Annotated in this window: 12 protein-coding genes and 1 pseudogene; 5 read left to right on the forward strand and 8 right to left on the reverse strand. The window is 39.4% G+C overall.

What is annotated here, in order from left to right:
• The 4 genes and pseudogenes from BACFIN_RS20745 to BACFIN_RS10605 all read left to right on the forward strand — a co-directional run.
• A pseudogene (locus BACFIN_RS20745) lies at positions 1-376 on the forward strand (HlyD family efflux transporter periplasmic adaptor subunit); the annotation flags it as partial.
• 24 nt (positions 377-400) lie between these two features.
• Entirely contained in the window at positions 401-1,585 is a 1,185-nt protein-coding gene (locus BACFIN_RS10615; protein ID WP_032839561.1) for an ABC transporter permease, read from the forward strand.
• On the forward strand, positions 1,569-2,777 hold the full coding sequence (locus BACFIN_RS10610) for an ABC transporter permease (RefSeq protein ID WP_007752830.1): 1,209 nt from the start codon (positions 1,569-1,571) through the stop codon (positions 2,775-2,777). The genes BACFIN_RS10615 and BACFIN_RS10610 overlap by 17 nt, the downstream gene beginning before the upstream one ends.
• Before the next feature lie 112 nt (positions 2,778-2,889).
• The gene (locus tag BACFIN_RS10605; protein WP_007752831.1) at positions 2,890-6,903 is read left to right on the forward strand and encodes a hybrid sensor histidine kinase/response regulator transcription factor; all 4,014 of its coding nucleotides are present in this window, start codon (positions 2,890-2,892) and stop codon (positions 6,901-6,903) included.
• Between the two features lies 1 nt (position 6,904).
• Here the strand turns inward: BACFIN_RS10605 and BACFIN_RS10600 are convergent, their stop codons facing one another.
• Genes BACFIN_RS10600 through BACFIN_RS10585 form a run of 4 tightly spaced genes read right to left on the reverse strand, consistent with a single transcriptional unit; the run spans position 6,905 to position 10,807 of the window.
• Complete coding sequence (locus BACFIN_RS10600) at positions 6,905-7,417, reverse strand: hypothetical protein (protein WP_007752832.1); 513 nt, start codon at positions 7,415-7,417, stop codon at positions 6,905-6,907.
• Positions 7,418-7,435: 18 nt separating this feature from the next.
• Positions 7,436-7,867: a DUF1893 domain-containing protein gene (locus BACFIN_RS10595; protein ID WP_007752835.1), complete on the reverse strand. Its 432-nt coding sequence runs from the start codon at positions 7,865-7,867 to the stop codon at positions 7,436-7,438.
• Positions 7,868-7,875: 8 nt separating this feature from the next.
• The gene (locus tag BACFIN_RS10590) at positions 7,876-9,279 is read right to left on the reverse strand and encodes an aldo/keto reductase (RefSeq protein WP_007752838.1); all 1,404 of its coding nucleotides are present in this window, start codon (positions 9,277-9,279) and stop codon (positions 7,876-7,878) included.
• Positions 9,280-9,298: 19 nt separating this feature from the next.
• Positions 9,299-10,807 carry a 4Fe-4S binding protein gene (locus BACFIN_RS10585; RefSeq protein WP_007752840.1) on the reverse strand — a complete coding sequence of 503 codons (1,509 nt, stop codon included), beginning with the start codon at positions 10,805-10,807 and terminating at the stop codon, positions 9,299-9,301.
• Positions 10,808-11,278: 471 nt separating this feature from the next.
• Here BACFIN_RS10585 and BACFIN_RS10580 point away from each other — a divergent pair, with 471 nt between their 5' ends.
• Positions 11,279-11,896: an HAD family hydrolase gene (locus BACFIN_RS10580; RefSeq protein ID WP_007752842.1), complete on the forward strand. Its 618-nt coding sequence runs from the start codon at positions 11,279-11,281 to the stop codon at positions 11,894-11,896.
• Positions 11,897-11,968: 72 nt separating this feature from the next.
• Here the strand turns inward: BACFIN_RS10580 and BACFIN_RS10575 are convergent, their stop codons facing one another.
• From BACFIN_RS10575 to BACFIN_RS10560, 4 genes are read right to left on the reverse strand one after another with little or no spacing between them, the layout of a single operon-like run.
• On the reverse strand, positions 11,969-12,697 hold the full coding sequence (locus BACFIN_RS10575) for a DUF6064 family protein (protein ID WP_007752844.1): 729 nt from the start codon (positions 12,695-12,697) through the stop codon (positions 11,969-11,971).
• A 10-nt stretch (positions 12,698-12,707) separates the two neighbouring features.
• Positions 12,708-13,193: a threonine/serine exporter family protein gene (locus BACFIN_RS10570; RefSeq protein WP_007752846.1), complete on the reverse strand. Its 486-nt coding sequence runs from the start codon at positions 13,191-13,193 to the stop codon at positions 12,708-12,710.
• A gap of 1 nt (position 13,194) precedes the next feature.
• Positions 13,195-13,962 carry a threonine/serine exporter family protein gene (locus tag BACFIN_RS10565; protein ID WP_007752854.1) on the reverse strand — a complete coding sequence of 256 codons (768 nt, stop codon included), beginning with the start codon at positions 13,960-13,962 and terminating at the stop codon, positions 13,195-13,197.
• Positions 13,963-14,022: 60 nt separating this feature from the next.
• Complete coding sequence (locus BACFIN_RS10560) at positions 14,023-14,274, reverse strand: hypothetical protein (protein WP_007752857.1); 252 nt, start codon at positions 14,272-14,274, stop codon at positions 14,023-14,025.
• Positions 14,275-14,301: the final 27 nt, after the last annotated feature.

A 14,301-nucleotide genomic window follows, 5' to 3' on the forward strand; every position in this document is an offset into this window, starting at 1 on the left:
GATGCACGGCTGACAGCACCGGAGGACGGGCAAATAGCAAGCATCTTCCCAAAACGTGGAGAGTTGGTTGCACCGGGTACTCCTATTATGAATTTGGTAGTAATGGATGATGTACATGTTGTTCTCAATGTGCGTGAAGATCTGATGCCGCAGTTTAAGAATGGGGGAAACTTTCATCGCAGATATACCTGCTATACGGTAAAAAGATGTTGAATTTAAGATATACTATATTAGTCCGCTAGGTAGCTTCGCCACGTGGAAATCAACCAAGCAAACCGGAAGTTATGATTTGCGCACATTTGAGATTCATGCTCGTCCGATGCAAAAGGTAGATGATCTGCGTCCCGGTATGTCTGTGTTGCTAACGCTAAATTAATCGGCAAATAAAATTAATCATAGAATGGATTTATCACAAACATATTCACCTTTTCGCTCCGTACTGCTCAGAGAGTGGCGGCGAATGACGTCACGACGCCTTTATTTCGGTGTCTGTATTGTCCTGCCGTTGTTTACTCTCTTTTTTATGGCTACCATTTTCGGTAACGGGCAGATGGAGAATATCCCGATAGGCATTATCGACCAAGACAATACTGCTACTTCACGGGCTATTACACGGAATATCTCTGCAGTGCCCACTTTTAAGGTAGTAAAACATTATATAAATGAGGCTGCAGCCCGCGAGGCCGTACAGAAAAAAGAAATCTACGGGTATCTTTCCATACCTCCGAGATTTGAACAGAATGCTATCACCGGAAAGAATGCAACTCTTTCCTATTATTATCATTATGCCTTGTTGTCAGTAGGTGGTGAGCTCATGGCTGCCTTTGAAACGTCATTGGCTCCCGTATCCTTATCTCCCATTATAATGGAAGCGGTATCTCTTGGGGCAGACCAACAGCAAATTACTACATTCCTGTTACCGGTACAAGCCAACAACCACCCGATATATAATCCGAGCCTGGATTATTCCGTTTATCTGAGCCAGCCGTTTTTTTTCGTATTATTTCAGGTATTGATTCTCCTGACTACCGTATATACAGTCGGAATTGAAATCAAGTTCCGCACAGCTACAGATTGGCTGGCTACTGCTAAAGGCAATATGATAACTGCCGTTTTGGGTAAACTACTCCCCTATACCTTTATATATATTCTGATAGGATGGCTGGGTAATTATGTCATGTTCGGTATCCTGCATATTCCTTTTCAAGGAAGCTGGTGGCTGATAAACATGATAACCGTACTCTTTGTTATTGCTACACAGGCTCTCGGATTATTCATATTTTCCCTGTTCCCGGCAGTCTCTCTGGTAATAAGTGTTGTTTCTATGGTAGGTTCATTGGGGGCTACTTTATCTGGAGTAACTTTTCCGGTTTCTAATATGTATCCGTTAGTAAGAGATGCCTCTTATCTGTTCCCTGTCCGTCATTTTACAGAGATGATACAAACCATGCTTTACGGAGGTGGTGGATTCATCTATCTTTGGCCGTCAATGGTGATACTCTGCATCTTCCCCTTGCTGGCTTTGTCATTACTACCCCATTTAAAACGAGCTATAGAAAGTCATAAATATGAAAACATTAAGTAAATTACAACAGCTATCATTTGTTATCCGTCGGGAGTTTCTTGCCATAAGTACTAGTTATGCTGTTTTACTGGTGTTGATGGGAGGAATTTTCATGTATGGATTGCTTTATAATTATATGTACGCTCCTAATATTGTAACGGATGTTCCTGTTGCCGTTGTTGATAATTCCCACAGCGAATTGAGTCGTAATTTTATTCGATGGCTGGATGCGACCCCTCAAGCGGAAATTTATGATCAGGCAATTGACTATCATGAAGCCAAAGAGTGGATGAAAGAAGGAAAAGTGCAAGGAATACTTTACTTGCCGCATGATTTTGAGGAGCGGGTATTTCGCGGAGATGAAGCTGTATTTTCTTTATATGCAACGACCGATGCCTTCCTCTATTTTGAAGCATTACAAGGCGCTTCTTCACGTGTCATGTTAGCTATCAATGATAAATATCGGTCGGATGGTGCTGTTTTTTTACCCCCTCAAGGATTATTGGCAGTAGCTATGGCAAAACCGATAAATGTAGTGGGAACTGTACTCTATAATTATACGGAAGGATATGGCTCTTATCTGATTCCGGCAGTCATGATGATCATTATTTTCCAGACTTTGCTAATGGTGATAGGTATGTTGACCGGTGACGAACATGCCAACAGAGGAATTCGTGCTTATACACCTTTTGGGTATGGCTGGGGAGTTGCCATTCGTTTGGTGACGGGAAAAACTTTTGTATATTGTGCCTTATATGCAGTCTTTTCTTTTTTCTTATTAGGACTCCTTCCCTATTTCTTTAGTATTCCTAATATTGGAAATGGATTTTACATTATATTATTGTTAATACCTTATCTGATGGCCACTTCTTTTTTAGGATTGGCTGCTTCGCGATATTTTACAGATTCGGAAGCTCCATTACTCATGATTGCTTTTTTTTCGGTTGGATTAATATTTCTTTCCGGAGTTTCTTATCCTATGGAATTAATGCCGTGGTATTGGAAAATAGTACACTATATTCTTCCGGCTGCACCGGGTACACTTGCCTTTGTAAAGCTAAACTCTATGGGTGCCGATATGGCAGACATAAAACCGGAATATATAACTTTGTGGATTCAGACGATTGTTTATTTCATTATTAGCATATGGGTCTATAAAAGCAACTTAGCAAGTCAAAAAAACAACTTTAGTAACAAAAAACTTTCTAAATGAAAGTTTTTAATAGAATATTCTATATTTCTTTGTTTTTCTCATTGCTTTTGTATAAGTTTGTTAACTTTTATTTCCCAATGCTTATTAGAAGTCGTTAAAAACAAATGCCTATATGAAATACATCATCTATATTCTCCTCTTTTTTCCTATTTGGGTCACTGCACAAACATACAAATATATAGGGATAGAAGAAGGTTTGAGCAATCGAAGGATATTCAGTATACAAAAAGACGCTGAAGGATATATGTGGTTTCTTACCAATGAAGGCATGGATCGCTACAATGGCAAGGATATCAAACATTATAGACTGAATAAAGATGATAATTCTCTGGAATCTCCTATTCATTTAGGATGGATATATACCAATCCCCATATAGGAACATGGGTGATTGGCAAACAAGGACGTGTCTTCCAATATGAAAGGAAATATGATGATTTCAAGCTGGTATATAAGTTGCCGAATAGTCTGGAAACCATTAGTTACGGCTATATGGACCGGAATAATAATATTTGGTTATGCCGTAAACACTCCATATTATTGTATAACACAGAAAATGCTCAGATACTTCAATTTACCAATATTCTACACAGCAACATCACTGCAATCGAACAAGTGGACGACCATCATTTTTTTATATCAACGGAGACTGGTGTTCGATATCTTAAATTGGAAAATGGTATTTTGAAAATTATTCCTGCCGAAACATTGGATTATTTCCATGTGCAGGTAAACGAATTATATTACCATCAAGCATCAAAACGACTGCTTATCGGTTCGTTTGAGAGAGGTCTATTTGTATATGATATGAATAACCGGGAAATAATAAAGCCCGAAGTTGATTTAAGTGATGTAAGTATTACCTGCATGGCACCATTGGATGAATCACAGTTATTGATATCAACTGAAGGCATGGGAGTCTATAAGATTAATATAAATACCTGCCAGATGGAGCAATACATTGTAGCCAACTATCAAAGCTATAATGAAATGAATGGTAATAATATTAATAATGTTTTTGTCGATGAAGAAAAGAGAATCTGGCTTTCCAACTACCCTACCGGAATCACTGTTATAGATTATCGGTATGAAAATTATCATTGGATGAAACATTCAATGGGTAATAAACAATCATTAATCAATGATCAGGTGCATGCGGTAATTGAGGATAGCGATGGAGACTTATGGTTTGGAACCAGCAATGGAATTAGTTTATACCACTCCTCCACAGGACAATGGCATTCATTCCTAAGTTCTTTTGACCGTCAATTAAAAGATAAAAATCATATCTTTATTACTTTGTGTGAAGTTTCTCCCGGCATAATCTGGGCAGGAGGCTATACTTCGGGAATTTATAAAATAAACAAGCATAAATTGTCCGTTGAATATTTCTCTCCATACCTGCTTACTTCCGTTAATATGCGCCCCGATAAATATATCCGTGATATGATAAAAGACTCGAAAGGAAATATATGGTCCGGGGGATATTATAATCTAAAGTGCTTTGATTTAGAAACGAATGAGGTACGCCTATATCCGGGAGTGTCATCTGTCACTTCAATTGTTGAACATGACAAAGATCATATGTGGATTGGAACAGCCTCCGGATTATACTTATTGGATAGAAATTCCGGTAAATATCAATATGCTGGATCAGAGTTGGAAGGTGTATATATCAATTCACTTTACCAGGCAAATGATGGATTGCTATATATTGGCACGAATGGAGCAGGAGTATTTGTATACAATATACAGAAACAGTCTTTTGAGCACTATTATACAGACAATTCCGCATTAGTTTCCAATCGGATTTTTACAATTTTACCTGAAGTGGACGGTCGTATTATGATGAGTACGGAAAATGGTATTACTTGTTTTTTTGTAAAAGAGAAACATTTTCATAATTGGACTAGAGGAGAAGGATTGTTACCTGCCTATTTTAATGCTTCTTCGGGTACATTACGTATGAATAAAAGTTTTGTATTTGGTAGTACGGACGGGGCTATTGAAGTTCCGGAGAATGTAAAGTTCCCTTCTTATAAATTTTCCAGAATGATATTCAGTGATTTTCATGTATCTTATCAGCCTGTTTATCCGGACGGCAAAGACTCTCCTTTAAAAGAATGTATAGACGAAACAGATGTATTGAAACTGAAACATGACCAAAATACCTTTTCTCTAAAAGTCTCCACTATCAATTATGATTCTCCGGGTAATACATTTTATTCCTGGAAGTTGGAAGGGTTCTATGAAAAATGGACACAGCCGGGAACAAATAGTCTGATACGTTTCACCAATCTGCCTCCGGGAAAATATACTTTACACGTACGCGCTATATCCAGAGAAGAGCATGATGTTATTTTTGAAGAACGTACAATGAAAGTCATTATCGCACACCCTTTTTGGTTGAGTTGGTGGGCTATCCTATGTTATGTACCATTGGTTATTTGGGGATTCTCTTTTATTTTACGTGTGATAAATCTCAGGAAACAAAAGAACATATCAGATGAGAAAACCCAATTTTTTATTAATACAGCTCACGATATACGGACTCCACTTACTATGATAAAAGCGCCTTTGGAAGAACTTCTAGACGAAGAACCGCTTACTGACACCGGAATAACCCGTACAAAGGCTGCATTAAGGAATGTAGACTCCCTTTTGCGATTGGCGACTAATCTTATCAACTTTGAACGTGCTGACGTATATTCTTCCGAGTTGAGCATCTCAGAATATGAATTGAACACATATTTGAAGGATGTATGTAATAGTTTCTCTTCGTATGCTACTATCAAACATATAGATTTTACTTATGAGAGTAATTTCAACTACTTGAATGTATGGTTTGATAAAGAGAAAATGGATTCTATACTGAAAAATATTATATCGAATTCATTGAAATATACAGCAGAAAATGGCAAGGTCAGTGTCTCTGTCTCTGATATGAATGATTTTTGGAAGGTGGTTATTAGTGATACAGGTATCGGTATTCCTGCCTCTGAAGAACGGAAGTTGTTCAAACTTCATTTCCGTGCCAGTAATGCCATCAATTCTAAAGTCACGGGCAGTGGCATAGGACTAATGTTGGTTGGAAAGTTGGTTCGTCTGCACAAGGGTAAGATTCAGATTAAAAGTGTGGAACATCAAGGGACGACTGTTCAAATTATATTTCCCAAAAACAATAAGAGTACTCAGGAGGCAACTTCGGCTTCCTCCCCTAAGATTCAGCTACAAACACCGGAACTAACAGTTCCGAATGTTTTTTCAAATGTAGCAAATACAGAAGTTGTCACAGCCAAGAAAGAAATGCAACGTATCCTTATTGTAGAAGATAATGATGAATTACGTTCTTACTTGGTTAGTCTGCTTTCTCCCCAATATTATGTGCAAGCCTGTTGTAATGGCAGGGAGGCTTTAGTGATAGTAAAAGAATTCTGGCCGGAACTTATTCTTTCCGATGTTATGATGCCTGAAATGCAAGGAGATGAACTCTGTGCTGCTATTAAGAAGGATGTTGAAACTTCACACATTCCGGTATTATTACTTACAGCTTTGGGGGATGAGAAAAATATTCTTGATGGACTCACAATCGGTGCAGATGAATATATCGTCAAACCCTTCAGTGTGAAGTTATTGAAGGCGAATATTGCCAACCTTTTGTCCAACCGTGCTTTATTGCGTCAGCGGTATGCTAATCTTGAAATAGACTCCGAGCCTGTACCATCAGCAAATGGAATGAATAGTCTCGACTGGAAATTCATATCGGAGGTCAAGAAAAATATTGAAAAGAATATCGATAATACTGATTTTTGCGTTGACAAGCTTTGTGAATTACAGGGCGTGAGCCGTACTAGTTTATATAGTAAATTGAAAGCGTTGACCGGACAATCTCCGACAGCATTAATTCGGGTGACTCGTTTAAAATATGCAGCACGATTATTAAAAGAAGGTGAACATAATATCGGAGAAATAGCAGATATGAGTGGTTTCTCGGAAACAAAGTATTTTCGGGAAGTATTTAAAAAATATTATCGAATGAGTCCTAGCACGTACGCTAAAGAAGGGAAAAGCCTCTCCTCTGTTGTTGTAGTAGAAGATGAACCCGAAGAGGAAGAGGCGACCGATTGATTTATTTGCGAATCAGATACTTGATGAATGTATAGCCTCCTAATACTTGCAGGCACATCCCGGGAATTCCGATACGGAAATCTTGAATAGCACTGTAAAAATTACCATTATATATCCATTCTCCTAAAGTACCTACGGCCTGATAAATAAGTACTACACCAATCAATACCGGGATAGAAATACGTCCGAAACGTTGTGCAGCCCAACCGGCAGTTATGGCAAGTAGTATGGATTTCAGTAAAATTGCGGGTAATACTGCAGGGGCGGGCATATCGAAAAATAAGGAATTGATAATAGGTGAAAGAATAGCTGTCAATAAGCCGACTTTCCATCCGTACTTATAAGCTCCAATCAGTGTGAAGAAATAGATTGGTAGCCAGATTATTCCTCCTTGAGGCATGAGATGGAATAATTGTGGGAAAAGAATATTACCAACGATGAATAACAAGGCTGCCCAATAGGTTTTCACATCGTTGTAATTTAGTGAATAGAACTTTACAGTAGTTGTTTCCATGTTTATTGTTTTTTAAGTTCAAATTACTCTTCTATTTTTACTTCTGATTCTTTCGAGGAAATCACCAATTAGCGGTAATATCTCCTCTGCTGATTCCACTTCGCTGCACATTGTTTCTACAGGACATCCTCCTGTATGGTTACGGTTCCGGATAAAAGGTACTTTCTCTGTAAAACTAACTTTTATATCTGATTTCTGAAGCAACTCCAGAGCTTTGGTACTGATAATATCAGTATATAACTCTTTGATACCTCCCAGAATCATCAGGGCGGCAGCTCCCTTCCCAACCACCTTATCAGCAATCGAAGCTCCTTTAAGAAACTCCGGTTCCTGGGTCAGTAAATCATAGATATCAGTCACACCGCGTTGAGTGAAAGTGCGGATTTCTCCTTTGTTGGCAATAGTACAGGAATATCCTCCCGTATGTAGTAAATTGATTAATCCTTCCATCTTTTCTTTTATAAAGTACCTTGTTTTAATTGTTCTACGAACTGATCTATCCGATGCAGCTCTTTCGGAATATCAATGTTCTGCGGACAGTGTGCCACACACTGGTTACAACCGATACAATGGCTTGCCTGACGAAGTTTGGGCACGCTACGGTCATATCTGACTAGAAAAGCACGCCGGGCTTTTGCATAATTCTCATCCTGCCCGTTCCTGGGGACATTCCCTTCATTGACGCAACGGTTGTAATGTAACAACACAGCGGGTATATCCAACCCATACGGACATGGCATACAATATTTGCAGTCGTTGCAAGGGATCGTTGGATATTTCAACATTAATTGTGCCGTTTCTTCGAGAAACTCTTTTTCTTCATCTGTCAATGGTTCCAAAGGAGAATAAGTACGGAGATTATCTTGCAGATGCTCCATATAAGTCATGCCGCTTAACACAGTCAGAATGTCCGGGAATGAACCGGCAAAACGGAAAGCCCAGGAAGCGACACTGCTTTCCGGACGGCGTTGTTTGAGCCGTGCCACCAGGTTGTCATTCAATTTAGACAAACGACCTCCTAAAAGCGGTTCCATGATGATAGATGGAATTCCTCGTTTATGCAGTTCTCCATACAGATATTCAGCATCCGTATTCCGGGTATTGGTTTCTTTGGCATGTTTCCAGTCTACATAGTTCAATTGTATCTGTACGAAGTCCCACTTGAATTCATCGTGCCGTGAAAGCAGATAATCATACACTTCGATATCTCCGTGATAGGAGAATCCCAAATTGCGGATACGTCCTGCCTCCCGTTCTTTCACCAGAAAGTCAAGCATTCCGTTATCCAGGTAGCGTCCTTTAAGGGCTTCCATTCCTCCCATGCCAATGCCATGAAGCAGCATATAATCAATGTAATCTACCTGCAGGTCTGCAAACGATTTATGATACATCTTGAGCGATGCTTCACGAGACCATGTATCGGGAGAGAAATTGGATAACTTGGTGGCAATATAATATTTGTCACGGGGATGACGGCTCAATGCAATACCCGTTGCCTTTTCGGAAAAGCCCTGTACGTATGCCGGAGATGTATCGAAATAGTTTACTCCGTGAGCGATTGCATAATCAATCAGTCCATTCACGGCATCCTGGTCGATTACTTCACCATTACCGTTGGGAGTAGGTTTGAGAGGCCAACGCATACAACCATATCCCAAGAGTGAAACACGGTCACCGGTAGTCGGAGACGTGCGGTAAGTCATTTTATCGGTAGGCACCTCTCCTTCTCCTGTTGCGCTGCTTGAAGAGGAAGTACCTTTTGAAGAGCATCCGTATAATAGCCCTGTCGACGTGGCAGCACTAATACCTACAATCTTAATGAAATCTCTTCTATTTATATCTTTCTTATTTTTATCTTCCATAATCTTATACTGATTTAGATCAAATAATTCTATGCATCTGGTGTCCTGTCACATAAATAGCGCTGAAAGGACGGGACGGACAAAGGTTCTCACACGCCCCACAACCGATACATTTTTCTACATTTACTACCGGAATCTTTGGAGAATCTGTTTTTTCAGGATTGGAAGCTACCATCTGTATGGCACCTGTCGGACAATGGCGGGCACAGTTGCCACATTCCATTCCGTCTGTCAAAGGTACACAGTTCTCTTTAATCCATACGGCATGTCCGATCTGAATAGCTGATTTCTCGGCAAGACTGGTGAGATGAATAGCACCGGCAGGACAAACTTCCGAACATTTAGTACATTCGGGACGGCAATACCCACGTTCGTATGACATTTCCGGTTGCATCAATGTCAATAGGTTGTCCGATGGGCGCAATACCTGGTTAGGGCAAACAGAGACACATAATTGGCAGGCTGTGCAATGTTGAGTGAAATTGCGTGCGCTTAATGCACCGGGAGGATAGATAGGATTTTCTCTTTTGGGAATCTTTTTATCTTCGATAGTAGCCAATCCTCCATCTACTTTTTTCTCTTGTGCTTTCAGTACAGAAGTTGTAGCAAAAATGGCTGATGCTGAAAGAAAACTGCGACGGGCGTTATCTACCTGTCCGGCTGTGGCAGTCTTTGCTTTTGTATCTTCATTCGTTGCTGTTTCGTTTTTAGGTTTCCATCTTGTGTATGTAATGGCTCCATGCTTACACTTTCCGATGCAATCCATACAAGTCACACAACGGCTATAATCTATTTCATGAGCTTTCGGATTAATACACGATGCTTTGCAATTGCGGGCACACAAACCGCAGTTGTTGCATTTGGAAGTATCAATTATAGGTTTGAAGATCGCATATTTGGATATAATCCCTAATACAGTACCTACGGGGCAGATCGTATTACAATAGGTTCGTCCGTTGCGCCATGCCAAAATGAAAAGAACAACAAGGGTAACAATGGCAATCAGCATCGTTGAAAGACTCTTTATCCATATATCTACCTCATAAAAAGCATAACTATCCATTCGTTCGGCGAAGTACGCCAACAGGTTGTTTCCCCATTGCCAGACCGGTGCAAAAAGATTGGAAGCTATCCGGCCATAAGCACTATACGGTGCCAGCAAGATAGCCAAAGAGTTCAAACCTGCAACCATCATGATAATGAATACTCCTAAAACGCTGTACCGCAACCATTTCATTGCTGGTGAATAACGGAACCGGTTTTTCTTTTGTTTGCCGGATACCCACGAAACAATGTCCTGAAACACTCCCAACGGACAAATAACAGAGCAGTAGATACGTCCGAACAGAAATGTAAGTACAACTAAAAACAATACGATACCTATGTTTAAGGCTAATAAAGCCGGCAGAAATTGAATTTTCACCAACCATCCGAACCATGTGTGCAATGTACCCGTGAAGTCGAGAAAAAGCAGGGTAATAAGTGTAAAGCACACAATGGCGGCTGTAAGTCTGATAGTACGTAGCATAAACTAATTAATTTTCAATTTATAGTAGTTAGATCTAAATGTCAATGTCCTACATCGTCAGAATTAAACTTGATGATGTTTTAACTTTGCAAAGTTAATCAAGGAAACTTATTTTTCAACTATATATATTACAGATTATTATACCCGAATTACTGAAAGTGCTTGTTTAAACGAAAATATACCAACTATGAAAAGCTCATTGGGGCATTAGGAAAAGTAAGTGCCACTCTTGTTTTTTACTATTTAATTTCGTATATTTAAAGTTCCTCATCTTTCTGAAAATAAATAGTCATTTTGCAGAATGACAAATATCACCTTGTAACGTGCCATTTGTCATCCTATAAGGTGACTATTGTCATGTTATAACGGGACTACTACCCGATTGCATAAAAGGTTACTATTTCTGTACTAAAATGAAGAAGTCTCTAATGATTTTATAATATCTTTGTAGTAAATTAAAAATGATATATCATGATTAAAAACATTGTATTTGATTTTGGTGGTGTGATTGTGGATATTGACCGTGACAAAGCGGTTCAAGCATTTATCAAACTGGGACTGGCAGATGCCGACACCCGTCTGGATAAATATCACCAGACTGGCATCTTTCAAGAACTGGAAGAAGGTAAGCTAAGTGCGGATGAGTTTCGAAAACAACTGGGGAATTTATGTGGCCGTTCATTGACGATGGAGGAAACCAAACAGGCATGGCTGGGATTTTTCAATGAGGTGAATCTAAATAAACTCGATTATATATTAGAATTGAGAAAATCATATCATGTGTATATTTTAAGTAATACTAATCCTTTCGTTATGTCATGGGCATGCAGCCCTGATTTCTCGTCAAGGAAAAAGCCGTTGAATGATTACTGTGATAAACTATATCTGTCTTATCAAGTCGGTCACACAAAACCTGCACCGGAAATATTCGATTATATGGTGAATGATTGCAATATCATTCCTTCTGAAACTTTATTTGTAGATGACGGCGCCTCGAATATCCAAATCGGTAAAGGACTGGGATTTGAAACTTTCCAGCCGAAGAATGGTGAAGATTGGCGGGAGAAAATGACTGTTATCCTGAAGTAATGCAAAAAGTCTTTCATAGCCATTAAAGCTAGAAAGACTTTTTTGATTTGAATATCTTCTATGTGTTCTAGATCAATTCTTCGGAACTAATTCTAAAAACATGGTAGTAGTCAGCAACACAGCCAGTCCGATGCAAACGCTTATCAATAGCCAATTGATATATTTGGCTTTCGGCTTGGTGTCGGCATGCAGATTGTTCAGGAAATATTCTCTGAAGAAAAGATACAGGCCGGGAATTGTGGCACTTGCCAACAGGAAATCTTCCGGAATCTGGAAGAAATAAGTTTTGGATAATCCGATCAATGACCAGTGGCAAAGGAAAAGGACTAGAAACATATTCACTTTGTGAGCAAACAGCAATAATAGCCCAATGGTAAACACAACCACAGAACAAGGCATTACCGGAGAAGTCATTTCCGGAAAGGAAAGTCCGCGCGCTAATGATACTAAAGGATATATGAATGGCATTGCCAACAAGACATAGGACAGGATGTCGTATTTGTGGGTACGTTCGAAAGTCGTGTATCCCGTAATCGCATCCCATATCCAAATAATAGCCATTACTCCCCAGAACATAGCCATCACTCCATTGTAACTACGTTCTTCGCAATAGACATAATAGTAGATTACCGAAATCCATGTATAAAGTCCTATCATATAAAACTTCATCGCCATCTTCACCCATGTGCGCGGTTTACTGATAAGCAATCCGGTCAATGCAATACCAATCAGAATGATGACTGTCTGTAAAAGCCAAGTAGCTGAATTATAATATGCAATTGTTCTCCAAAAAATCTCCATAAAAGTAGTTTTAATGTCTTGTTAATGAAAAAGCTCTATGTGGGAATAGGAACATCGGGAAAGTGGCTCCTACTGCCAACATGAAAATAACCGTGCTTGCTACCAGGCTGTTGGAGAAGAACATTGACATGAACTTATCCAGATTTTCCGGGTCATTCACGTTCTGCAAACACATGATAAGTGAAAATACCATGTTGTATGCAAATTTGCCCGGAATCATCGGAAGCAGAGCCGGAATATAAAGTACTGTCATCGGGCAATATACTTTTTTCCCTAACCATAAACTACCAAAACCGATCACTAAGCCGGCAAATAAAGAAGCTGTAGCAATATCTACCCCTAAATAAGTCATCAGGCAAAAACGGCAAGCGTGTCCCAATGCCGCCAATAAGGCAATCATCTTAAATGCCCGCAAAGGAGGATCGGAAATCGCACCAAATCCTATACCTGCCACTGCTGCAAAAAATCCGTCAGTAAAAATGTCGAGTGCTATCATATTAAATTAAACTGTTTTTTACCATTAGTAATGTGAAAGAAAGTCCGATAGCAATGCTGACAATCAGCAAGGAGGCTTCTGTCAGACGGGCAAATCCGGTCAGTACATATCCTTCGACTATATCAATCACTCCATTAATCAAAGGAACACCGGGAACAAGATAAAGTACACTGGTAGCCATTGCTATCTCTGAAGTTGTATCGAAAATCAAGGCTGTAGAAGCGCAAAGGGAAGCAACAAAAGCTGAAACGATAAAAACAATGTAATGATTCAGCTTTTTCTTCTGCATCTGTTGTTTCAGATAGAATCCTGTGATGGTAGCAGAAAAGACAATTCCCATAGATATTAAATCGCCACCGAACAATTTGCAGAATGATGCATTGGCGAATCCGACTAACAATAAGACGAAGAGAGGATGTATCATCGGGGCGGAAACGATTTTCTTGTATTTGGCTGTCAGTTCCTCCAATGACAGATGATTGTCTACCGCTTCCCAACTTAATGCGCTTAACTCTGAGTTGTGTTCAAAACTAATGGGATGTGCGGGGATATCGATAACTTCATTACAAGCTTCATTCGTCTCTTTATCTACAATTGTCAAAATGATGTTTTTATGAAATACGCCTAACTTTACATCTAGTCCGAAAGCTTCTCCAATACGTTTGGAATTGCGCACTACCCGCGAAGTATGTACTCCTGCGCCCATTAAATGGGCCGAATATTCTGCTATAAATTTACCTATCGATAATAAAGATTCGCTTGTCTTCATGAATGTGATATTTTTAATTGGGCGCAAAAGTACAAAAAAAATAGCAACTACCTAACCTAATTATAAAATACCCGAAAAATCTTTTATACTACTAACAATCCTATCTTTTAATTCTTTGCTTTCAGCCATTGTAAAATCACAGGCAACATCTGTCGGAGCCATTAATACTGCCTTGGCTTCTTCCGCGTCTGCCAGTTCATCCGGATGTTCCTTGAAATAAGCCTCCCATTTGGAGGCTGACTGTGGAACCACCCCCAGCACATAGTTGATAAAGTCATCATCCGTCAAAAAATCTTTTACCTTAGAATACATATCACATCCTTTTTAAGCGTTTACGTA

Source organism: Bacteroides finegoldii DSM 17565, assembly GCF_000156195.1.
GTDB lineage: Bacteria > Bacteroidota > Bacteroidia > Bacteroidales > Bacteroidaceae > Bacteroides > Bacteroides finegoldii.